Below are 21,143 nucleotides of genomic sequence, written 5' to 3'. Positions count from 1 at the left end.
ACGATATGTCTGACTCGGAGGTGTGGTTGCGCTCCGTGGTCGAAGGCTTGCGACGTGAACAATGTGTGCCTTGGAACGGTTGAATACCGTCGAGGCGTTGGCTGAAGTATGAGGTTTGTGCTCAAATTGGGCCTCGAACTTGCCTGCGATCACTCGTCCCTGGGACGAAGCCGCTGAGACCCCCTAAGCAGGCCATGGCGAGAGGTTGCCACCAGTGAGGACAACAACGACCGACCCCGGTCGTGGTAGGGCTCCGGACGTGCCCGAACAGCCGGCGGGCGGCGAGGTGCCGGAGGTGACCCTGCCCAAGGCAGGGAGCCCGCTCGCGCTGCGCAACTGGCGTGTCCGCACGCGCCTCATCGCCCTCATCGCCGTTCCCACGATCGTGGCCGTTGTCTTCGGCGGCCTGCGCGTCACCACTTCGATCGGCAGCGCGGAGCAGTACCAGGTCATCGGCGAGGTAGGCAAGGTGGTCGGCCAATTCGGCGAGCTCTCGCGCGACCTCGGCCTCGAGCGCGACCTGGCCGCCCGCTACGCCGCCTCCCGGTCGGCGGCCGACAAGGACCGCTACAGCGACCAGCAGGAGGTCGTCGACGTCAACGTCAAGCGCGTCCTGGCGGCCGCGCAGACCGTCGAGCCGTCCCTGTCCGACATCGGCCGCAGGAACCTCGAGCGCATCAGGGTCCGGCTCGGCCAGTTGGGCTCGCTGCGCCAGACGGTGGCGGGGACCGACTCGCAGCTGCCGCCCCTGCCGACGATGGAGAAGTACTCCGAGACCATCACCGAGATGCTCCAGCTCTACGACGAGGTCGCCCAGGGCGCGACGGACGAGCAGCTGATCTCCACCAGCGCCGCCCTGCGCGCAATCGCCCGAGCCGAGGATGAGGGCTCCAAGCAGCGCGCGCTCCTGATGGCCGGCATCATCCGAGGGTCCTTCCTCGAGACCGAGTTCCAGGCGTTCGTCGACGCCACCGCCCGGCGGGTCAGCGAGCGGGACTCCTTCCTGGCTGTCGCCTCGCTGGATCAGCGGCAGGCGTTCGACGAGACCGTCGCCAGCGCGAAGATCGCCCGCGCCGAGCTCTTCATCGCCCGCGCCGTGCTGCTGCACAACAACGCCGCCGGTGCCCTGTCGAGCAGCGCCAGGGAGCAATACCTGCGCAGGCTCGACCCCTCCACCAACAAGGACGTGGACCTCTGGTTCGAGGCCATCGGCGAGACCGTCGACCGGCTCCACCAGGTCCAGAAGTCGCTCGGGGACCAGGTGGCCACCCGGAGCGCCGACCTCGCCGGCGGCGACCGGCAGCTCGCCGCGATCAACATCTCGATCGTGGCCGCCCTGCTGCTCCTGGTCCTCGCCATCACCGCCATCATGGCGGGCTCGCTGGTACGTCCGCTCCGCCGCCTGCGCGGAGACGCACTCAAGATCGCCGGTCAGACCCTGCCCGACCTCGTCCGCCAGCTGCGCAACACCGACGTCGACCCTGAACGGCTGAACGTCCCGCCCATCGAGATCAACTCCAAGGACGAGATCGGTGAAGTGGCCCGCGCCTTCGACGAGGTGCACCGCGAGGCCGTCCGCCTGGCGGGCGAGGAGTCCAAGCTGCGGAGCAACGTCAACGCGATGTTCGTGAACCTGTCGCGGCGCAGCCAGACCCTGGTCGAGCGGCAGATCACCCTGATCGACGGGCTGGAGCAGGGCGAGCAGGACGAGCAGCGGCTCGGGAACCTGTTCAAGCTCGACCACCTTGCCACCCGCATGCGGCGCAACAGCGAGAACCTGCTGGTCCTCGCCGGCCAGGAGCCGCCGCGCCGCTGGAGCCAGCCTGTCAAGCTCGTGGACGTCGCCCGCGCCTCGCTGTCGGAGGTCGAGAACTACGATCGCGTCGTGCTGGAGGTGCCCGAGGGCATCTCCATCGCCGGCCAGGCCGTCAACGACGTCATCCACCTGCTCGCCGAGCTGATCGAGAACGCCCTGTCGTTCTCGCCCCGCGAAGCCCGCGTCCCCGTCTCGGGCAGCAGGATCGACGGCGGCGGCATCATGCTCGCCATCAGCGACTCCGGCATCGGCATGACCGCCGAGGAGCTGGTCCAGGCCAACGAGCGGCTGGTCGACGCGCCCACCGTCGACGTCTCGGTCTCGCGCCGCATGGGCCTGTTCGTGGTCGCCAGGCTGGCGCACCGCCACGGCATCCGGGTGCAGCTGCGCCCGCACGGCTCCGGTGGGCTGACCGCGATGGTGCTCATCCCCGAGTCCCTGCTCGGTGCGCAGACCCCCGCGACCGCCGGATCCGCACCCGCGACCGCCGGCGCGGGCGTCGCTCGCGAGCAGGCCTTCCACACGCCGCAGCCCTCGGCCGCCGGGCCGTGGCAGCCGGGCGGCTACCAGCCCGGGCCCGGGCATCCGTCCTTCCCGTCGTACCCGTCGGCGGAGCCGGCGTCGAGCGGCTCCTGGTCATCGGCACCCCAATGGCCGGCGACCGGCGACAACTGGATGGCGAACAACTCGGCTCCCTCCTCGGACGTGTGGGTCTCCTCGCGGGGGCCGGTCACGGGAGAGACCACGGCCCTGCCCCGGCGGGGCGCTCTGCCGCCCGAGGGGCCCAGCCCGTGGACGCGCGGTCCCGAGCAGCCCGCCCCCGCCTCGCAGCGCCAGCACTTCCCCGAGACCGAGTCCGCGGCGACCGGCCCCATGCCGGCGGTCGAGCCCGCCTCGTCCGGGGACGAGTATCTGCCGATCTTCGCCTCGGTCGAGTCCGCCTGGTTCGAGCACGGCGTCGACAACGACGCGACCTGGGGTTCGGCCAAGGCCGACGCCGGTTGGAGCGCCGCCGAGGCCGTGGTCGAGCCGGCACGCGACGGGGCCACCGCGGCCGGGCTGCCCAAGCGGGTGCCGAAGGCCAATCTGGTGCCCGGCTCCGCCGAGGCCGTCTCGGCGCCGAAGGGCGTCGCGCCCATGCCGACGGTCTCGCCCGACCGGGTGCGCAGCCGCCTTTCGAGCTTCCAGCAAGGCTTCCGGGCGGCGCGTGACGACATCAGCGAGGGCAGGGCGTACGGGTCCGGCTCCAGGAATAACAGCAGGGACGAGGGCGTATGAGCGAGCGAAGCGAGCGGCCGATCAAACACAGCCGATTGTCGTTCATGCGACCGACGCAGGAGGGCGAATGAACGACCTGAGCCACGCGGCTCGCGGAGTGGACTGGTTAATCACCGACTTCGTCAGTACGGTTCCCGGGGTCGCGCACGCGGTGGTCGTCTCGTCCGACGGGCTGCCGCTCGCGGCCTCGTCGGGTTTCCCGGCCGACCGGGCTGATCAGCTGGCCGCCATCGCGTCGGGCCTGGTGAGCCTGACGCAGGGGGCCGCCAGGGTGTTCGAAGGCGGTGCGGTCAATCAGACGATCGTGGAGATGCAGCGGGGCCTGATGCTGATCATGGCGATCAGCGACGGCTCGTGCCTGGCGGTGCTGGCGGCACCGGACTGCGACATGGGTTTGGTGGCGTACCAGATGACATTGATGGTTGATCGCGCCGGTCAGGTGCTGACTCCGGCTGTGCGCGCGGAGCTGCGCGCCAGCCAGACCAGGTGATGTGAGTGACGAACCCATCGTGGAACAGCGGCGGGTGGAACAGCGGCGGCTGGGAGCCCCCGCAGCCTCCGCCCTCCAGCTCCGAGCCCGCTTCGCCGGTGCGTCCCTACGCCGTCACGGGCGGGCGAACCGCGCCCAAGGTGAAGCTGGCGATGGAGGCGCTGGTGTCCTCGGCGACCGCCGAGCATCGGGAGTTCTCGCACATCACGCCCGAATACAAGGCGATCAGCCAGCTCTGCCTGCAGGTCAGGTCGGTGGCGGAGGTCTCGGCGCTGTTGCGGATCCCGCTCGGCGTGGTGCGGGTTCTGATCGCGGACATGGCGGCGGAAGGCCTCCTACGAGTGCATCAGCCGCAGCTGGAAGCGGGTAGACCGGACGTCAACCTGCTGGAAAGGGTGCTCAGTGGACTTCGCAGGCTCTAGCCCCGGCCTGACCTCGACGAAGATCGTCGTGGCTGGGGGCTTCGGCGTGGGCAAGACGACGTTCGTTGGCGCGGTGTCGGAGATCATGCCGTTGACCACGGAGGCCGTCATGACCGACGCTTCCGCCGGCATCGACGACCTGGGCATGACACCGTTGAAGTCGACGACGACCGTGGCGATGGACTTCGGCCGCGTCTCGCTGGACAGTGACCTGATCCTGTACTTGTTCGGCACGCCTGGACAGCACCGGTTCTGGTTCATGTGGGACGACCTGGTGCGGGGGGCGATCGGCGCCGTCGTGCTGGTGGACACCCGCCGCCTGGCCGACAGTTTTCCTGCCATCGACTACTTCGAAGAGGCGCAGCTGCCGTTCATCGTGGGGGTGAACGGCTGGGACGGCCAGTATCTGCACAGCGACGCCGAGGTGCGGGACGCTTTGACGCTGGCGCCGCACATCCCGATGGTGCGGCTCGACGCGCGTTCGAAGGACTCGGTCAAAGGTGCTCTGATCAACCTCGTCGAGCACGCGCTCACGGTTCGCATGGCCGTGCCAGGCTGGAGCGGCTAGGAGAGCGGATAGGCTGGAGTCTCCGACGTACATTCGCTTCGAGGACTGGCCAACCACGTGTTCGAGACGCTATCCGACCGGCTGACATCGGTCTTCTCCTCCCTCCGAGCCAAGGGCCGGCTGTCCGATGCCGACATCGACGCCACCACCCGCGAGATCCGCATCGCCCTGTTGGAGGCCGATGTCGCGCTGCCGGTGGTGAAGGCGTTCGTCGCCCAGGTCAAGGAGCGCGCCCGCGGCACCGAGGTCTCCCAGGCGCTCAATCCGGCGCAGCAGGTCGTCAAGATCGTCAATGACGAGCTGATCGAGATCCTCGGCGGTGAGACCCGCAGGCTCCGCTTCGCCAAGACGCCGCCGACCGTCATCATGCTCGCGGGCCTCCAGGGCGCCGGCAAGACCACCCTGGCAGGCAAGCTGGCCAGGTGGCTGCGCGAGCAGGGCCACGCGCCCATGCTGGTGGCCGCCGACCTGCAGCGCCCCAACGCCGTCCAGCAGCTCCAGGTCGTGGGCGAGCGGGCGCAGGTCGCCGTCTACGCGCCCGAGCCGGGCAACGGCGTCGGCGACCCGATCGGGGTCGCCCGCACGTCGATCGACGAGGCGAAGCGCCTCAATCACGACATCGTCATCATCGACACCGCCGGCCGCCTGGGCATCGACCAGGAGATGATGAAGCAGGCCGCCGACATCCGCGACGTGGTCCAGCCCGACGAGGTCCTGTTCGTCGTGGACGCCATGATCGGCCAGGACGCCGTCACCACGGCCCAGGCGTTCATGGAGGGCGTCGGCTTCGACGGCGTCGTGCTGACCAAGCTCGACGGCGACGCCCGCGGCGGCGCCGCGCTGTCGGTCCGGCACATCACCGGCCGGCCGATCATGTTCGCCTCGACGGGTGAGAAGCTCGAGGACTTCGACGCCTTCCACCCGGACCGGATGGCCTCCCGAATCCTGGACATGGGTGACATCCTCACCCTGATCGAGCAGGCACAGAAGACGTTCGACGAGGAGCAGGCCGCCAAGATGGCCGGCAAGCTCACGTCGGGCGAGAGCTTCACGCTCGAGGACTTCCTCGAGCAGATGATGATGGTCCAGAAAATGGGGCCGATCAAAAACCTGCTCGGCATGATGCCCGGCATGGGGCAGATGCGCGACCAGCTCAACTCGATCGACGACCGCGATCTCGACCGCATCGCCGCGATCATCCGTTCCATGACGCCGGGCGAGCGCCAGGACCCCAAGATCATCAATGGTTCGCGCCGGGCGCGCATCGCCGCCGGCTCCGGCGTCACGGTCACCGCGGTCAACAACCTGGTCACCCGCTTCTTCGAGGCGCAGAAGATGATGAAGCGGATGGCCGGCGGGATGGGCATCCCGGGCATGCCGGGTGGGCGTGGCAAGGTGGCCAAGGCGCAGAAGAAGAACAAGAAGGGGCGGCGGGTCAGCGGTGACCCGCGCAAGGCGGCACTGGAGAAGGCGTCGTCCGGCGATGCTCCGGCGCCGCCCAAGCAGGGCGGGATGCTGGGAAACCTGCACGGCAAGCTGCCTCCGGGGATGGACCTGCCGCCGGGCTTCGACCCCTCCAAGTTCAAGCTCCCGGGCCAGCAGTAACCACCCTGGGCTATTGTTGCCGGCGCTTTGCGGCGCCCTTCCCGATGAGGTCGTAGGCAGTGCCGTCGATCTGGCACAATGACATGTTGGAACACCGTGACCAGGTGGGCGCCCTCTAACCTCCCGCCGGCCGCGTCTGTCCCTGGAGCGTCGACCAGCCGTGCCCCACTCGGCGAAGCGCCGCTCACCCACGCTCGAATGCAGGAGAGACCACACCCGTGGCAGTCAAGATCAAGCTCAAGCGGCTCGGCATGATCCGCAACGCGCAATACCGTATCGTCGTCGCCGACAGCCGCACCAAGCGTGACGGCCGGGCGATCGAGGAGATCGGCCTGTACCACCCGAAGGACGACCCTTCGCGCATCGAGGTCAACGCCGAGCGTGCGGCTTACTGGCTCGGGGTCGGCGCGCAGCCGACCGAGCCGGTGCTCAAGCTGCTCAAGCTCACCGGTGACTGGCAGAAGTTCAAGGGCGAGCCCGCCCCGGCGCCGCTGAAGGTGGCCGAGCCGAAGCCGGACCGTCACGCCATCTACGAGGCTGCGGCCAAGGAGGCGCTGTCCGGTGGCGACACCGGCACGGCCGCCACCACGCCGCCGAAGAGGGCCAAGAAGAAGGAAGAGGCCGAGGTCCCCGTCGAGACCCCGACCGAGGGCGAGGCCTGACGTGCTCGAGGAGGCTCTCGAGCACCTCGTGAAGGGCATCGTCGAACATCCTGACGATGTCCGGGTCCGCGCACGCCGCATTCGCAGCGGGCGCGTCCTGGAGGTCCGGGTGCACCCCGAGGACCTGGGCAAGGTCATCGGACGCGGCGGGCGCACCGCCAAGGCGCTGCGTACGGTCGTGAACGCCCTGGCCGACGGGAAATACGTGCGGGTCGACCTGCTCGATCTGCACGAAGCAGTCCGTTAGCGTCAGGTTTCCGCGCCCTCATCGGCTCTCTGGCCGATGGGGGCGCTTGCGTTAAGAAAGGGCACAACACGTGCAGCTGGTCGTCGGCCGGATAGGTCGTCCGCACGGGGTACGCGGTGAGGTGACCGTGGAGGTGCTTACCGACGAACCCGAGCGGCGCTTCGTCGTCGGCACGTCCATCGCGACCGACCCCGCCGATCGGGGGCCGCTCGTCGTCGCCGGCCGGCGCTGGCACAAGGACATCCTGCTGATCGCGTTCGACGGCGTCACCGACCGGGACGAGGCAGAGGAGCTGCGGGGCACCATGCTGGTCATCGACTCGGCCGACGTGGAGCCGTCCGACGACCCCGACGAGTTCCACGACCACCAGCTCATCGGCCTAGCGGTGGAGACCGTCGCCGGCGATCCGGTGGGCGAGGTCACCGACGTCCTGCACCACGGGCAGGACCTGCTGGTCGTCCGCAGGAAGGGCGCCGACGAGGCGCTCATCCCGTTCGTGAAGGCCCTGGTGCCGGAGGTGGACCTGGAAGGCGGGCGGCTGATCGTCGATCCGCCGGAGGGCCTGCTGTGATGCGGCTCGACATCATCTCGATCTTTCCTGAATACTTCGCGCCCCTGGACGTGTCGCTGATCGGCAAGGCACGTGAGCGGGGCACCCTGGACGTACGTGTGCACCAGTTGCGCGACTGGACCCACGACGTGCACAAGACCGTCGACGACACGCCGTACGGCGGTGGTCCCGGCATGGTCATGAAGCCCGAGGTGTGGGGCGAGGCCATCGACGCGGTGATCGGGGACGGCGCGCCGCGGATGATCGTGCCGACCCCGAGCGGGCGGCCGTTCACCCAGGAGCTCGCGCAGGAGCTGGCGGCGGAGCCGTGGCTGCTGTTCGCGTGCGGGCGCTACGAGGGCATCGACGCGCGGGTCATGGCTGAATACGGCACGCGGCTGCGCGTGGACGAGGTCAGCATCGGTGACTACGTGCTGGCCGGGGGCGAGGTCGCGGTGCTGGTCATGGTGGAGGCCATCGGCAGGCTGCTGCCCGGCGTGCTGGGCAACGCCCAGTCGGCCGTGGACGACTCCTTCGCGCCCGGGTCCATGCGCAATCTGGTCGAGGGCCCCGTCTACACCAAGCCGCCCGTCTGGCGGGGCCATGAGGTGCCTGCCGTGTTGCTGTCCGGGCACCATGGGAAGGTGGCCAGGTGGCGACGGGACGAGGCGCTGCGCCGCACCGTACGAAACCGGCCCGAGCTGGCGGCGGCACTCGACCCCGGCACGCTCGACAAGCACGATAGGAAGCTCCTGGAGGAGCTCTCGTTTCGCGTCCTCCCCGAAGATATGGCAAACTGAATCGCTGCCAACCTTTCATTGGTTGGTCTGTCATGCCCGGGAAACGATCCCGGGTTCATCACATCAGCAGGCGCGTCCGCCGCGAGCCATGGCCGGGTGGACCTCCGCGTGCTTACGAGGACTTGAGGACAGCTCTCATGCACACGAAGATCCAGGAGCTCGAGAAGGCGACCCTGCGCAGCGACGTGCCGGGATTCCGCCCCGGTGACACGCTCGAGGTTCACGTACGAGTCGTCGAAGGCAACCGCTCCCGTATCCAGGTCTTCAAGGGCTTCGTGCTGCGCCGGCAGGGCAGCGGCGCCCGCGAGACCTTCACGGTCCGCAAGGTCAGCTACGGCGTCGGCGTCGAGCGCACCTTCCCCGTGCACAGCCCGGTCATCGAGAAGGTCGTGCTTCTGACCCGCGGCGACGTGCGCAGGGCCAAGCTCTACTACATGCGCGATCTGCGCGGCAAGGCCGCCCGCATCCGCGAGAAGCGCGAGACGACGGCTGCCAAGTAAGCCCTGGTCTTTCCCGAATGGCCCGCCCCCCGGGGGCGGGCCATTCGGCTTTACAGGGCCGTTTCCTTTATGTGGAGCGACTCGTGCTCGGTGTAACGTCGGTCGAGGCTTGCCGAGCCGAATCATCATCTAGGCTCGTCAGCGATGACTAGCGAGAGCCAGGAGCACGGCGCGGCGCGCCGCCCTGTCGAGGACGAGGTGGACGTGGTCGCCGAAGAGACTCAGAAGCCGGCCAAGGGCGAAAAACAGGATAAGGAGAAGAAGGGGTCGTTCTGGAAAGAGCTTCCCGTTCTTGTCGTTGTCGCCCTGGTGCTGGCACTGATCATCAAGACGTTTGTGGTCCAGGCCTTCTACATCCCGTCGGAGTCGATGGAGAACACCCTCCTGAAGAACGACAGGGTCCTGGTCAACAAGCTCGTCTACCACACGCGCGACATCGAGCGCGGCGACGTGGTGGTGTTCTCCGGCGTCGATTCCTGGGACGGCGAATTCCAACTGGAGGAGCCGTCCAACGCGGTCGCGGGATTCTTCCGGTGGGTGGGCACGGCGTTCGGCCTCGTACCCGGTGAGAAGGACTACATCAAGCGGGTCATCGGCATCGGTGGCGACCACGTCCGGTGTTGCGACTCCAAGGGACGCATCACGGTCAACGGCACGCCCATCGACGAGGAGAGCTACCTCTACCCCGGTAACGTGCCCTCCGACAAGTTCTTCGACGTCACGGTGCCGCAAGGGCGGCTGTGGGTCATGGGGGACCACCGCTCGGTCTCGCTCGACTCGCGTTCACATACCGGAGACCCGGGTGGCGGTTCCATACCTGAAGGTCAGGTCATCGGGCGGGCGTTCGTGATCGTCTGGCCGTTCGACCGGGCAAGCGTGATCGACATCCCGGCCACGTTCGCACAGCCCGCGCTCCAGGCGCTCGGTGGGTCGATCCCGCTCGTCGCCGGGTTTGGGCTGGCCGTACCCTTGGTCCTGGTTCGTCGGCGCTGGCTGCGGAGGAGGCGTTGATGGCCGTCACCAAGAAGGCGGAGGGCGTGGGGAAAGAGAAGAAGAAGGGCAGTTTCCGCGAGACGGTGCTGCTGCTGGTGATGGGCGTCGGCATCGCGTTGTTGCTGCAGGCGTTCGTGGTGGGCTCGTTCTACATCCCGTCCGAGTCGATGGAGAACACCCTGCTGATCAACGACCGCGTGTTCGTCAACAAGCTCGCGGGCAAGCCGGAGCGCGGCGACATCGTGGTGTTCAAGGGCTGGAACGGCGAGGACACCATCAAGCGCGTCATCGGTGTCGGCGGCGACAAGGTGGTGTGCTGCGACGCCAAGAAGCGCATCACGGTCAACGGCACGCCGCTGGACGAGACCTCCTACCTCTACCCCGGCGATTTCGCCTCTGGCGATAAGTTCAACGTCACGGTGCCCGCGGGAAAGTTGTGGCTGATGGGTGACCACCGCACCGCCTCGGCCGACTCCCGGTCCCACATGGAGGAGCCCGGTGGGGGCTTCATCTCGGAAGACGCGGTGGTCGGCACGGCGGTCGTGCGCTACTGGCCGCTCAATCGCGGCTATCTCTTCTCCCGGCCCGACATTTTCGACAAGGTCAAGTAGAGGGGGCTTTCGGTCGCGGGCCGCGGCGAATGGGGCGTACGCTGCCTCTGTCATGACAGTTGCGTTCCGCCCTCGACCGAGCGTCGTCCGGCGCGATTCCGGGCTCTACGCCTATGAGCGGGCGCTGGCCCGCCGCGGCCTCACCCCGATCGCCGGCGTCGACGAGGCGGGCCGTGGCGCCTGCGCAGGACCGCTCGTGGTCGCGGCCGTGATTCTGCGCAGGGAGATCGCCGGCCTCGCCGACTCGAAGCTGCTCACGCCGGCGGTGCGCGAAACCCTTTACGATCGGATCACGCGTGTCTCCCATGTAGGCATAGTGGTGATCCCGCCGGGGGAGATCGACGCCAAAGGTCTTCACAAGTGCAACGTTTCAGGAATGCGGCGAGCTGTCGCACAGTTGCCTTGTGACCCGGAGTACATCCTGACGGACGGCTTCCCGGTGCCCGGGCTGCCCGCGCCGTCGCTCGCTGTGTGGAAGGGGGATCAGGTGGCCGCTTGCGTGGCGGCCGCGTCCATCGTGGCCAAGGTGACCAGGGACCGCCTGATGGTGGCGCTCGACGAACGCTTTCCGCAGTACGGCTTCGCCGAGCACAAGGGATACGTCACACCGGGGCACCGGCTGGCGCTGGAAACGCACGGCCCATGTGCCGACCACCGTTACTCGTTCGTCACGGTGGCCAGGGAGATGGGTGAGAATGAAATGGGGGCCGGGGTTGCCTGAGCAGGCAAACCGGGGGACCGGTACGACAGGAGGACCGCGATGAGCGCAGAGGATCTCGAAAAGTACGAAACCGAGATGGAGCTGCAGCTTTACCGCGAATACCGTGATGTCGTCGGTTTGTTCACATACGTCGTGGAGACTGAGCGGCGCTTCTATCTGACCAACTCGGTCGACCTCGACGTCCGTACCGCGGAGAACGGCGACGTCTTCTTCGATGTGAAGATGCAGGACGCTTGGGTGTGGGACATGTATCGGCCGGCGCGGTTCGTGAAGAACGTGCGGGTGGTCACGTTTAAGGATGTAAACGTGGAGGAGTTGGCGAAGGCCGATCTGGAGATGCCTAAGGAAGGGTTCTCGGGGTAGTCCGGTCGGTCGTGACTGGGGCTGTTGGCTGGTCGGGGCGGGGATGTGGGCTGGCTGGAGGTGGGCCGGTCAGTCCGCTCGCGTCCGGTTAGCCGGTCGGAGGCGAGGCCGCCAGGGGTGAGCTCGCTGACGGCTGATGCGGGATTGCTCCGGATCTCGGCGATCAGCCAGCCACTGGCGCACCTCATCCGCGCAGCCCATCCCGCAGCCCGCCGGCGCCGGCCCATCCGCGCAGCTCAGCGATGCAGGCCCATCCGCGCAGCTCAGCGACGCAGGCCCATCCGCGCAGCTCAGCGACGCTGGCCCATCCGCGCAGCTCAGCGACGCTGGCCCATTCACACATGTAATCCAGGCACGTCACCGGCGCGGTCCATCCGCCCACGTCAGCGGCGCGGTCCATCCGTACGGTCCATCCGTGCGGTCTGCTCGCGCAGCCACCCGCGGGCCACCCGCGGGCCACCCGCGGGCCACGCGCGGCCACTCGCGCGGCCACTCGCGCAGCTCACCCCAGGCCGCCAGCTCCGTCTGGAAGCACCCGCGTTTTCCATCCATCTCGCCCAAGCCCGCCTCGGCTGACCAACCGCCTGCGAGAGGCCGTCTGTCACCCGATGCGCCTGCCTGCCGGGGCCCGACCGTCTTCTCGGCGCAACGGTTTATACGGATGTCCATGTGCGGCCCCAAGGGTGTGCGGCCCACTGGTTTATCGCCGATCAGCGCACTTATCCACAAGGCGCAGTGACTCACGGCCCGTAATCCCCAGAATCCCGCTCGGCCCAACGGCCATCACCCCGCATCCGCCAAGGTCGGTCCCGTACCGGACCGGATCGACGCCGACCTGACCCGACCTGACGGAGGTGGCACATGGCCACGAAGAACGATCTCGAGCTTGGCAAGCAAGGCGAGGAACTAGCCGTGATCTATCTGAAGGCCAAGGGCATGGAGATCATCGAACGCAACTGGCGCTGCCGCTATGGCGAGATCGACATCATCGCCGAAGAAGGCCCCAACCTGGTCGTCGTCGAGGTCAAGACCCGATCGAGCAGGTCCCACGGCACGGCCCTGGAGTCGGTGAGCCCTGCCAAGCTGGACAGACTTCGAGTGCTCGCGGCCAAGTGGCTGGCCACGCAGTCCCGCACGTTCGAGGCCGTCCGCGTGGATGTGATCGCCTTGGAGCGGTTCGCGGGCAACTTCGCTCTTCGCCACGTGCGGGGGGCGTTCTAGATGGCCGTGGCCCGCACCCGCAGCGTCGCCCTCGTGGGCGTGACGGGCCGTACCGTCGAGGTCGAGGCCGACGTGGGCAACGGCCTGGCAGGCATCCATCTCATCGGCCTCCCGGACATGGCACTGAGTGAGGCTCGCGACCGGGTCAGATCCGCGGTGGTCAACAGCACATACCCGTGGCCCGACGCCCGCATCATCGTCAGCCTCTTCCCTGCCAGCCTCCCCAAACGCGGATCCCAGTTCGACCTCGCCATAGCGGTGGCGATCCTGGGCGCGGCCGGGGTGGTTCCCGCCGAGCGGGTGGCGGAGCCGTTCTTCCTGGGGGAGCTCGGCCTGGACGGCCGCATCAGACCCGTACGTGGGGTGCTGCCCTCCATTCTCGGCGCGGCCAAGCACGGAGACGCCACGGTCATCGTGCCGTCCGCCAACTCGGCGGAGGCGGCCCTGGTCCCCGACGTGAAGGTGGTTCCGGTGGCGACTCTGCGCCAGCTGGTGGAGTGGCTGCGGAGGGGAGACGAACCACCAGAACATCAGGTCGTCGAGGAGCAGGTCAAGCTGCCCTCCACCATCACGGAGCGCACGATCGACCTGGCGGACGTCGTGGGCCAGCCGGTCGCCCGCAGGGCCCTGGAGGTGTGCGCGGCGGGCGGACACAACCTCTGGATGCTGGGCCCGCCCGGCACGGGCAAGACCATGCTGGCGGAGCGCCTTCCGACCCTCCTGCCCGACCTGGAGCTCGACCATGCTCTGGAGGTCACGGCGATCCATTCGGTCGCCGGTGTCCTGCCGGCCAACGCGCCCATGATGAGCAGGCCGCCGTTCATCAGCCCGCACCACACGGCGACCGCTGCCGCCATCATCGGCGGCGGCAGCACGATCGTGCGCCCGGGGGCGGTCTCGCTCGCCCACCGCGGCGTCTTGTTCATGGACGAAGCCCCCGAATTCCCCCGTCACATGCTGGACGCGCTGCGGCAGCCGCTGGAGTCGGGCCGCGTGACCGTATCCAGAGCGGCGGGCTCGGTCACGTTCCCGGCCAGGTTCATGCTCGTCCTGGCCGCGAACCCCTGCCCGTGCGCCCAAGCAGAGGACCAGGGGGAAGGCTGCAAATGCTCTCCCACGGTCAGGCGCCGCTACCTCGGCAGGCTCTCCGGTCCCCTGCTCGACCGAGTGGACATGAAGGTCACCGTGGCGCGCGCCTCCAAGCGCGAGCTCATGGCAGACCGCCAGTTCGCGGAATCCAGCGCGACGGTGGCCGAGCGCGTGCTCGTGGCCCGCGAGCGAGCCGCCAAACGCCTGGCCGGCACTCCATGGCGGACAAATGCCGAAATCCCCTCATCCGTCCTCCACGCCGACTACCGCCCGTCCCCCGAGGCTATGAAGCCCATGACGTCCTGCCTCGACTCGGGCACCCTCACCGCCCGCGGCCTGGACCGCGCGGTCCGCGTGTCCTGGACCCTCGCCGACCTGGCCGACAAGGACCGTCCCGAGGAAGACGAAACCACTGCCGCCCTCCACTTCTGGCTAGGTGTGACGTCGTAATGCGCGCCACCACCTCCACAACCCCCGACCCCGCACCCACCAAGCCCAGGAAAGGGTCATGACCCCACCAACGCCCTCACACCACGAATGGGATGAACAGAGCCCTCCGCTCGCACCCTCACCGCCACCGCCCTACCACCCGTCCTGGGCCACCACCCACACGCCCCAACAACTACGACCAGCTGAGAGTCCGGCGGTGCCGTCAGCTGCGCCATCAGGCGGGACGCCAGCCCAGGCGCCAGCCGTGTCCTCAGCTGGGGCGCCAGTCGTGCCGTCTGTTGGGGCGTCTGCTGCGCCGTCTGTCGTGCCGCTTCCTGGGTCCTCTGCTAGGGCGTCTGCCGTGCTGCATGCTGGGCCGCTTACCGGGCCGCCGGCTGTGCCGTCAGTCGCGCCCTCTGCTCGGCCGTCTGTCGTGCCGTCTGCTGGGGCGCCAGTCGTGCTACGAACCGCCTCGGCGATCGGTGCCGAGGCTGAAATAAGTGATCGCAACGGAGTCGATCAGGAGCCTCTCGACGGTGGGGCCTCCCAGCGTCATGAGACCGCTCAGGGTCGTGAGACCGCTCAGGGTCGTGAGACCGCTCAGGGTCGTGAGACCGCTCTGGGTGAGGGCGCTCAAGATGGCGAGGTCGCCCAGGATGGCGAGGTCGCCCAGAGTCATGAGACCGCTCAGGGTCATGAGGCCGCCCAGGATCTTGTAGTCGCCCAGGATCATGACGCCAGCCAGCAGCGCGAAGTCGCCCAGAATGGTGCGGCCGTCCAACATCGTGAGGCTCTCCAACATTTCGAGGTCAGGGAAAGCCTGCCGGGCGACGACGGTGATGATCCGCAGCGGGTCGGACACTCTCGGCCTGTTGTCGAATCTCTTGAGGTGGCCGAGCATCCTCAGGCCGTCGAGTACGAGGCAAGAGCCGCGCTCATGCGGGCAGCGGACGTCGGTGACACGATCATGGGTCGCCTCGTGGCCCAGTATGGAGCCGTAGGTACGGCGCAGGCGATCCGCGCCCGCACGCTTCCGGGGGACTTCACAGTCCAGGAGGCCCGGCAGGAGCGTCCCACCGACCTGACGGCACGTCTGAATGCCTGGCATGCGCGGCTGGCTGCCGCAAACCCCGCCGCCGATCTCGAAACCGGGGAGAAATCCGGCGCCCGTCTGGTCATTCCCGGCAGCCCGGAATGGCCCACTCAACTGGACCACCTCGGTCCCAGCCGTCCCCTTGGACTATGGCTGCACGGCACGGCGGACCTCCGCTTCTCCTGCCTCAAATCCGTGGCCGTGGTAGGCGCCCGATCCGCGACCGCCTACGGCGTGCACATCGCGGCCGAGTTCGGCGTCGGCCTCAGCGAGTCCGGCTGGACTGTCGTGTCCGGTGGCGCCTATGGGGTGGACGCCGCGGCCCATCGAGGAGCTCTGGTCGCCGATTCGCCGACAGTCGTCGTCCTGGCCTGCGGCGTGGACTTCTGCTACCCGACCAGCCACGACACCCTGTTCGCGGCCGTCAAAGATCAGGGTGTGGTGGTGAGCGAATGCCCGCCGGGAGTGCATCCGACCCGGGCGCGTTTCCTTATCAGGAACCGCCTGATAGCCGCGCTGTCGAGGGGCACCGTCGTGGTGGAGGCCGCCCTGCGCAGCGGCGCTCTCAACACCGCCGCCCACACCCTGACACTCCACAGGCACCTGGCCGCCGTACCCGGCCCTGTCACATCGCGCATGTCAGCCGGATGCCACAGACTTCTTCGCGAGCGCAAGGCGGTATGCGTCACCTCGGCAGAGGAGATGATCGAACTCGTCGGCGTGATAGGCGACGACCTGGCCCCGCAGATCCGGGCCCCAGCGGTCCCGAGAGACAAGCTCAACGAGTCAACGAGAAGGGTCCTCGACGCGATCCCCAAGCGAGGCGGCGTCGGCCCGGCCTCCATAGCGGTTGCAGCCGGGCTGGGCCTGGACGCCACCCTGAGCGCGCTGGGCGGACTGGCCGCGGCAGGCTACATCGAGCGCTCCCCTGACGGCTGGCGTCTCCGCAAACAAGGAACCGCGTATCGGAAGGCATCGGAAGCCACTGTCCTGGAGCCGCCGCGGGTTGCGGAGGACGCGGATCCAACCCAGGAACCACCGTTCCCAGACGACGACGATCTCGCACACCACGAGGATGGCCTTCCCTCCCTGGCAGACGGTTCTCAGGGGGCGGGAGCATGACGACCGGAATGGACGATCGGGCTTGCCCTGAGTGAGGAGGCGGATTTACGCGGTTTCCTCCAGCAAGCCAACAAGTGGGGGTCACTGGTTTTCATTGTGCTTCCCCGGTGGCCGGGCCTGCCGACAGACTGGGGTCTGCGGCCATCGCTTGATGTTCCTTCGATCTCGGTGCAAGCCCTCGGAGGATCGTGCGGTGGCCCGCACCATTTTCGGTCGGCGACGTGCAGATATGGCCAGGCGAATCGCCCATCACGACCGCGCAGGAGCACCACTTTCACCACATACTCCAACTGGGCTGTGCGGATGAGCCGGCTGCATGCCTGCGGGAAGTGCGCGCTCTTCGTTTCTTGCCAGGGGATCCGCGGGGGTTGGGCGGTGATTGCGTAGGTGGGAGCGTCACTGCGTGGTTGTTCTCGAGGTGGTGTTTGGGGTTGGGTGACGGTGGGACGATCGTTTTCTAGACGGCGTTGAAGGGGAGGCCGGGCGTGGGCAGGGACGAGGTGGTGGCCGAGTTCGGCCGGTACCTGCGGTTCGAGCGCGATGTTTCGCCGCATACCGTCCGGGCCTACCTGGCAGACGTCAACTCTCTGCTCGATCACTTGGACGGGCCGATCGAGGACCTGGATATCGGGGTGCTCAGGGAGTGGCTGGCCGAGCAGCATGGGGCGGGGAGGGCGCGGGCCACGCTGGCGCGCAGGGCGGCCTGCGCTCGTACGTTCACCGCCTACTGCCATCGTCGGGGCTGGTTGCCGGTGGACCCCGGGCTGCTCCTCGGTAGCGCCAAGGCGCCTCGCTCCTTGCCTTCCGTGCTCGATCAGGAGCAGGCTCAGGCCGTCCTGGCCGAGCCTGCGACGGTGGAACCCAAGGAACTGCGGGATCAGGCTCTCCTTGAGATGCTGTATGCCACCGGCGTGCGAGTGAGCGAGCTGTGCGCGCTCGATGTCGACGACGTGGACCGGGATCGGCACGTCATCAGGGTGTTGGGCAAAGGGCGCAAGGAGCGTTCGGTGCCGTTCGGATTGCCTGCCCTCCGGGCGTTGGACAGGTGGTGCATTTACGGGCGCCCGCTGTGGGTCCGGGCGGGGTCAGGGCCGGCGCTCTTCCTTGGGGTGCGGGGAGGGCGCATCGACGCGGGGACCGTTCGGCGGGTGGTGCATGCGCGGCTGGCGGCGGTGGACGGGGCTCCGGACATGGGGCCGCACGGATTGCGGCACACTGCGGCGACCCATCTGCTGGAGGGCGGTGCGGATCTGCGTAGTGTTCAGGAGTTGCTCGGCCATGCGTCCCTGAACAGCACGCAGATCTATACGCACGTCTCGATCGAGCGCTTGCGGGCCGCGTACAGGCAAGCTCATCCGAGGGCATGACCCCCTTCCATCGTCCATTTCGCCGGTGTTCCTGCCCTGGGGTTGCGCTTGCGGACGCCGTCCGTTGTGGGGAGCCCGCTGGTCATGGTGGTGGTGCGGGTGAGGAGCGTTGATCGCGGGCTCCTCTGGCGTGGCGGCTGTGGCGGCGTTTGCGGTGTTGGCCCTTTCTCGAGTTTTGATCGCTGGTTGGCGTACGGCGTCGTCGGCGGCGTCGGTGGAGGGCGGTGATCAGGTAGGCCGTTCCCAGCAGTGCGGCGGCCACGGCCACGGTGATGGTGGGTGCCGGGCGGGCCGAGGTCGCGCTGCTCAGGTCATAGCCGTTCAGAGGGCTGGGCGGGGTGGGGGTGTGTGACGACGTCTGGCGTGATGCGGTGACGGCCGTGGTCGTGGTCGAGGTGGGACGCGTCTTTGCTTCCGTTCGTGCTGGCAGTGGCGGTTGGTCCATCTGTGGTGGCGGTGGCGTCGTTGCCGGTGGAAGACGTGGAGGCCAGAAGGGAAGGAGGCGGATGGGGCCGTGGCCCAGCAGGACCAGGGGGTTCAGGTAGCCGGTCTCGCGGAGGAGGCCCCAGTGCAGGCATGACTCCGGGCAGTGATCACCTGAGGGCTCGATGACGCCTAGCTCGGTTCCTGGGGTGACGGGCTGGCCGCGTTTCACCGAAGCTGCGACCGGCAGGTATGTCGTGCGTAGGCCGTCTTCATGGTCGATGGTGACTACGCCCTTGCCCGCTACGGGGCCGGCGAAGCGGACGATGCCTTCGCCTGCTGCCAGGACTGGGGTGGCGGCGGGGGCGGCCAGGTCTATGCCGCGGTGTCCGGCGAGCCAGGGCTCGGGAGGCGGGGTGAAGCGGCGGAGGATCCTGGGGTGGCCGTCCAGAGGCCAGCGCCACGTCGGAGGTGACGCGCTTGCTGGGGGAGCGGTGAGGGGGAAGAGCGCGGTGGCGAGGATGGTGGCCAGCACGGCGGCGGCGTGGGATTTCATGGCGGGAGTCTGTTCGAGACGGCTGGGGCGGTGTTGGGCCGAGCGCCGTTCTGTGGATACTCCGTCGGTCAGTCAGATCTAGGGGCCAGGTTTCATGGTCATGAAGAGGTCCGGGGATCCGGGGCGGCTGGGGCTGGAGGGCGGCGGCGGGGGCGTAGCGGGGAGGTCCAGATCCACAGGGTGCTCAGGGCGATGCCTGCGGCGCAGAGGAAGATGACCGGGCGCAGGCCGAGGACGTCGGCGGCGATGCCGCCGGCCAGGCCGCCGAGGGCCAGGACGCCTTGGACCGCGAACGTCGTGGTGGCGTTCACCCGGCCCCGCAGCTCCGGGGATGTCTCACGGAGGATGATCGCGCCCATGCACGTGGCGAAGGCCACCACGATGCCGCCTGTGATCGTTCCGGTGACGGCCAGCAGCGAGAGCTTCCACCAAAGAGGGCCGGTCAGCAGGCCTACCGCCAGGATCTCCATGGGGAAGAAGATGACCGCCGCGAGCAGGATGCGGTTCTCGCCGTAGCGCTTCGCGAGGCGGGCCGTGATCCAGGCGCCCAGGAGGCCGCCCACGCCGTTGAGAGCGATGAGGGCGCCGATCATGCCCTTGGGGATGCCCAACGTGTTCACCATGTAGAGCATGTAAACGGCCGTGTACGCCATCGCGAAGAAGTTGATCGTGACGCCCGCCGCCAGCAGGGCGCGGAGCGCCGGGTGGGTGAGTGCGGCTCGTAAGCCCGTCGTGACATCGCGCCACATGCCCCGGGAAGGGGCGGGCTCGTTCCGCTCCGGGGTGCGGATGGCGCGCAGCAGCAGGGCCGAGGTCAGGAAGGACAGTGCCTCCGCCAGTACGGCCAGCGGGGCCGTGAGGAGCTGGACCAGCAGGCCGGCCAGGCTGGGGCCGCCGACCGAGGCGACCGAGTAGGAGGCGTGGAAGCCGGCCATTGCCTCCGTGTGCTGGGCGGGCGGAACCACAGCTGCCAGGTGCGGGAAGTTCGCCGCCTTGAAGAGCACTCCGGCCGTGCCGATCACCAGGGCCACGATGATCAGCCATGCCACGTTGAGGAGGCCGAGGAGCCAGGCCAGGGGAACCGTGGCGGCCGCCACGCAGGAGACGAGCTCGCAAGCGATCATGAGCGGGCGGTGCCGCCTGAGCCGGTCGGCGATGGCGCCCGACTGGAGGGCGAACAGGAGGGCGGGCACCGAGGCGGCCGCGGTCAGCATTCCCATGTGGGTCGGGGAGGCGGTCAGCAGGGTCACCGCCGTCAGGGGGATGGCCAGCTTGGAGACCTCGGAGCCGGTGATGGAGATCGTACGGGCGGTCCACAGGAGGCGGTAGTCGCGTTGCCTGCGGAGGGGTGGCGGGTCGGCGGGCGGAGATGGAGAGTTGTGAAGGGATTGCTTCATAATTTATGAAAGTATCCCTTCATAGTTCTGAAGGCAATACTTCAGACCTTCTCCGGGTACCGTTGGCGCATGACTCGGGACAGTGACGTGCTCAGTGATCCCAAGGCGATGCGAGCGCTGGCCCACCCGGCGCGGCTGATGATCCTGAACAGGCTCGGGGTCGAGGGCAGCGCCACCGCCACGGAGGTGGCGGAGATCGCGGGCATCACGCCCAGCGCGGCCAGCTACCACCTGCGGATGCTGGCCAAGTACGGCTTCGTCGAGGACGCGCCGCCCCGGGGCGACGGCAGGGAGCGGGTGTGGCGGCCGGTCAATCGGTCGATCCGCGTCGGTGTCCAGCCTGGCGACCAGCCGGACGTCCGGGACGCCAAGCTGTCGTTGATGCAGGCGTTCCGGCGCGAGGCGAACGAGGAGGCCGATCGGGCGCTGGCCGGCATCGACCAGGAGCCGGATGAGTGGCGCGACGCGACCAGGTTCAATCGAAGCCTGATCAGGGTGGACGCGGAGGAGATGGTGCGGCTCAACGACGCGATCCAGAAGCTCATCGAGCCGTACGTGGCCCGCGGCCGCGAGGAGGCGGACGCGCCGAGCGGGGCCAGGATCGCCGAGGTGCAGGTCAATCTGTTCCCGGTCGCGAAGCGGCCGGTTCCCGGCCTGCCCACCGAGGATCATGACGCGCGCTGATGCCCTGGGCCCGGCCGATGGGGTCCGGGGTTGTGGCCGACTGGTCGCCAATGTGCGCCGACGTGGTCCGGGCTTGAGGCGCGTTGATCTCCGGTGCCCGGCGATGTGGTCCGGGCTTGAGGCGTGTTGATTTCCG

The 21,143-nt window shown here is 68.3% G+C and carries 23 protein-coding genes; 19 read left to right on the top strand and 4 right to left on the bottom strand.

The genetic code is table 11. The annotated features are described in order from the left end of the window. The first annotated feature begins 259 nt into the window (after positions 1–259). The 14 genes from Q9G87_RS21600 (at position 260) to Q9G87_RS21535 (ending at position 11,626) form a co-directional block, all read left to right on the top strand. On the top strand, positions 260–3,094 hold the full coding sequence (locus Q9G87_RS21600) for a sensor histidine kinase (RefSeq protein WP_305918226.1): 2,835 nt from the start codon (positions 260–262) through the stop codon (positions 3,092–3,094). Between the two features lie 67 nt (positions 3,095–3,161). Beyond that, positions 3,162–3,584, top strand: coding sequence for a roadblock/LC7 domain-containing protein (locus Q9G87_RS21595; RefSeq protein WP_305918225.1), 423 nt, complete (start codon positions 3,162–3,164; stop codon positions 3,582–3,584). A gap of 5 nt (positions 3,585–3,589) precedes the next feature. Further along, the gene (locus Q9G87_RS21590; protein ID WP_371825804.1) at positions 3,590–4,006 is read left to right on the top strand and encodes a DUF742 domain-containing protein; all 417 of its coding nucleotides are present in this window, start codon (positions 3,590–3,592) and stop codon (positions 4,004–4,006) included. 7 nt (positions 4,007–4,013) lie between these two features. Further along, on the top strand, positions 4,014–4,574 hold the full coding sequence (locus tag Q9G87_RS21585; protein ID WP_305918519.1) for a GTP-binding protein: 561 nt from the start codon (positions 4,014–4,016) through the stop codon (positions 4,572–4,574). A 57-nt stretch (positions 4,575–4,631) separates the two neighbouring features. Further along, the gene (ffh, locus tag Q9G87_RS21580) at positions 4,632–6,179 is read left to right on the top strand and encodes a signal recognition particle protein (RefSeq protein ID WP_305918224.1); all 1,548 of its coding nucleotides are present in this window, start codon (positions 4,632–4,634) and stop codon (positions 6,177–6,179) included. 218 nt (positions 6,180–6,397) lie between these two features. Continuing rightward, a complete protein-coding gene (rpsP, locus tag Q9G87_RS21575; RefSeq protein WP_305918223.1) occupies positions 6,398–6,841 on the top strand; it encodes a 30S ribosomal protein S16 in 444 nt (147 codons plus the stop codon). Position 6,842: 1 nt separating this feature from the next. After that, entirely contained in the window at positions 6,843–7,088 is a 246-nt protein-coding gene (locus tag Q9G87_RS21570) for an RNA-binding protein (RefSeq protein ID WP_043634919.1), read from the top strand. A 70-nt stretch (positions 7,089–7,158) separates the two neighbouring features. Continuing rightward, on the top strand, positions 7,159–7,659 hold the full coding sequence (gene rimM / locus Q9G87_RS21565) for a ribosome maturation factor RimM (protein WP_305918222.1): 501 nt from the start codon (positions 7,159–7,161) through the stop codon (positions 7,657–7,659). Beyond that, entirely contained in the window at positions 7,659–8,438 is a 780-nt protein-coding gene (trmD, locus tag Q9G87_RS21560) for a tRNA (guanosine(37)-N1)-methyltransferase TrmD (RefSeq protein ID WP_305918221.1), read from the top strand. Before rimM ends, trmD begins: the two co-directional genes overlap by 1 nt. 137 nt (positions 8,439–8,575) lie before the next feature. After that, positions 8,576–8,938, top strand: a complete 363-nt coding sequence (gene rplS, locus Q9G87_RS21555; RefSeq protein WP_305918220.1) for a 50S ribosomal protein L19 — start codon at positions 8,576–8,578, stop codon at positions 8,936–8,938. 144 nt (positions 8,939–9,082) lie between these two features. After that, entirely contained in the window at positions 9,083–9,949 is an 867-nt protein-coding gene (gene lepB / locus Q9G87_RS21550; protein WP_305918219.1) for a signal peptidase I, read from the top strand. After that, complete coding sequence (gene lepB / locus Q9G87_RS21545; protein WP_305918218.1) at positions 9,949–10,542, top strand: signal peptidase I; 594 nt, start codon at positions 9,949–9,951, stop codon at positions 10,540–10,542. The genes lepB (Q9G87_RS21550) and lepB (Q9G87_RS21545) overlap by 1 nt, the downstream gene beginning before the upstream one ends. A 52-nt stretch (positions 10,543–10,594) precedes the next feature. Beyond that, complete coding sequence (locus Q9G87_RS21540; RefSeq protein ID WP_305918217.1) at positions 10,595–11,263, top strand: ribonuclease HII; 669 nt, start codon at positions 10,595–10,597, stop codon at positions 11,261–11,263. 39 nt (positions 11,264–11,302) lie between these two features. Beyond that, entirely contained in the window at positions 11,303–11,626 is a 324-nt protein-coding gene (locus tag Q9G87_RS21535; RefSeq protein WP_026215037.1) for a DUF2469 domain-containing protein, read from the top strand. A gap of 184 nt (positions 11,627–11,810) precedes the next feature. On the opposite strand, the gene Q9G87_RS21530 is transcribed toward Q9G87_RS21535, so the two are convergent. After that, a complete protein-coding gene (locus Q9G87_RS21530) occupies positions 11,811–12,026 on the bottom strand; it encodes a hypothetical protein (protein WP_305918216.1) in 216 nt (71 codons plus the stop codon). A gap of 461 nt (positions 12,027–12,487) precedes the next feature. Here Q9G87_RS21530 and Q9G87_RS21525 point away from each other — a divergent pair, with 461 nt between their 5' ends. Beyond that, the gene (locus tag Q9G87_RS21525) at positions 12,488–12,847 is read left to right on the top strand and encodes a YraN family protein (RefSeq protein WP_305918215.1); all 360 of its coding nucleotides are present in this window, start codon (positions 12,488–12,490) and stop codon (positions 12,845–12,847) included. Further along, complete coding sequence (locus tag Q9G87_RS21520; protein ID WP_305918214.1) at positions 12,848–14,386, top strand: YifB family Mg chelatase-like AAA ATPase; 1,539 nt, start codon at positions 12,848–12,850, stop codon at positions 14,384–14,386. Positions 14,387–14,825: 439 nt separating this feature from the next. On the opposite strand, the gene Q9G87_RS21515 is transcribed toward Q9G87_RS21520, so the two are convergent. Beyond that, complete coding sequence (locus Q9G87_RS21515) at positions 14,826–15,227, bottom strand: hypothetical protein (RefSeq protein ID WP_305918213.1); 402 nt, start codon at positions 15,225–15,227, stop codon at positions 14,826–14,828. A gap of 27 nt (positions 15,228–15,254) precedes the next feature. Here Q9G87_RS21515 and dprA point away from each other — a divergent pair, with 27 nt between their 5' ends. Continuing rightward, a complete protein-coding gene (gene dprA, locus Q9G87_RS21510; protein WP_305918212.1) occupies positions 15,255–16,580 on the top strand; it encodes a DNA-processing protein DprA in 1,326 nt (441 codons plus the stop codon). Positions 16,581–17,065: 485 nt separating this feature from the next. Beyond that, positions 17,066–17,947 (top strand): tyrosine recombinase XerC, encoded by an 882-nt coding sequence (locus Q9G87_RS21505; RefSeq protein WP_305918211.1) that lies wholly within the window; start codon positions 17,066–17,068, stop codon positions 17,945–17,947. Between the two features lie 82 nt (positions 17,948–18,029). On the opposite strand, the gene Q9G87_RS21500 is transcribed toward Q9G87_RS21505, so the two are convergent. Further along, positions 18,030–18,926: a M23 family metallopeptidase gene (locus tag Q9G87_RS21500; RefSeq protein ID WP_305918210.1), complete on the bottom strand. Its 897-nt coding sequence runs from the start codon at positions 18,924–18,926 to the stop codon at positions 18,030–18,032. A gap of 98 nt (positions 18,927–19,024) precedes the next feature. After that, on the bottom strand, positions 19,025–20,323 hold the full coding sequence (locus tag Q9G87_RS21495) for an MFS transporter (RefSeq protein ID WP_305918209.1): 1,299 nt from the start codon (positions 20,321–20,323) through the stop codon (positions 19,025–19,027). Between the two features lie 69 nt (positions 20,324–20,392). Between Q9G87_RS21495 and Q9G87_RS21490 the strand changes: the two genes are divergently transcribed. Then, positions 20,393–21,007, top strand: a complete 615-nt coding sequence (locus tag Q9G87_RS21490; protein WP_305918208.1) for an ArsR/SmtB family transcription factor — start codon at positions 20,393–20,395, stop codon at positions 21,005–21,007. The last annotated feature ends 136 nt before the right edge of the window (positions 21,008–21,143 follow it).

Source organism: Nonomuraea turcica (assembly GCF_030718205.1).
GTDB lineage: Bacteria > Actinomycetota > Actinomycetes > Streptosporangiales > Streptosporangiaceae > Nonomuraea.
The sequence above is the reverse complement of the archived record's forward strand: the minus strand, read 5'-3'. Positions and strand labels throughout refer to the sequence as shown.

What these genes read in the sequence shown, in the direction of transcription:
- Q9G87_RS21595 (WP_305918225.1), top strand. Translation starts at nt 3,162, where the DNA reads ATGAACGACCTGAGCCACGCGGCTCGCGGAGTGGACTGGTTAATCACC.
- trmD (WP_305918221.1), top strand. Translation starts at nt 7,659, where the DNA reads ATGCGGCTCGACATCATCTCGATCTTTCCTGAATACTTCGCGCCCCTG.
- rplS (WP_305918220.1), top strand. Translation starts at nt 8,576, where the DNA reads ATGCACACGAAGATCCAGGAGCTCGAGAAGGCGACCCTGCGCAGCGAC.
- lepB (WP_305918219.1), top strand. Translation starts at nt 9,083, where the DNA reads ATGACTAGCGAGAGCCAGGAGCACGGCGCGGCGCGCCGCCCTGTCGAG.
- lepB (WP_305918218.1), top strand. Translation starts at nt 9,949, where the DNA reads ATGGCCGTCACCAAGAAGGCGGAGGGCGTGGGGAAAGAGAAGAAGAAG.
- Q9G87_RS21540 (WP_305918217.1), top strand. Translation starts at nt 10,595, where the DNA reads ATGACAGTTGCGTTCCGCCCTCGACCGAGCGTCGTCCGGCGCGATTCC.
- Q9G87_RS21535 (WP_026215037.1), top strand. Translation starts at nt 11,303, where the DNA reads ATGAGCGCAGAGGATCTCGAAAAGTACGAAACCGAGATGGAGCTGCAG.
- Q9G87_RS21530 (WP_305918216.1), bottom strand. Translation starts at nt 12,026, where the DNA reads ATGGACCGCGCCGCTGACGTGGGCGGATGGACCGCGCCGGTGACGTGC.
- Q9G87_RS21525 (WP_305918215.1), top strand. Translation starts at nt 12,488, where the DNA reads ATGGCCACGAAGAACGATCTCGAGCTTGGCAAGCAAGGCGAGGAACTA.
- Q9G87_RS21520 (WP_305918214.1), top strand. Translation starts at nt 12,848, where the DNA reads ATGGCCGTGGCCCGCACCCGCAGCGTCGCCCTCGTGGGCGTGACGGGC.
- Q9G87_RS21500 (WP_305918210.1), bottom strand. Translation starts at nt 18,926, where the DNA reads ATGAAATCCCACGCCGCCGCCGTGCTGGCCACCATCCTCGCCACCGCG.
- Q9G87_RS21495 (WP_305918209.1), bottom strand. Translation starts at nt 20,323, where the DNA reads ATGAAGCAATCCCTTCACAACTCTCCATCTCCGCCCGCCGACCCGCCA.
- Q9G87_RS21490 (WP_305918208.1), top strand. Translation starts at nt 20,393, where the DNA reads ATGACTCGGGACAGTGACGTGCTCAGTGATCCCAAGGCGATGCGAGCG.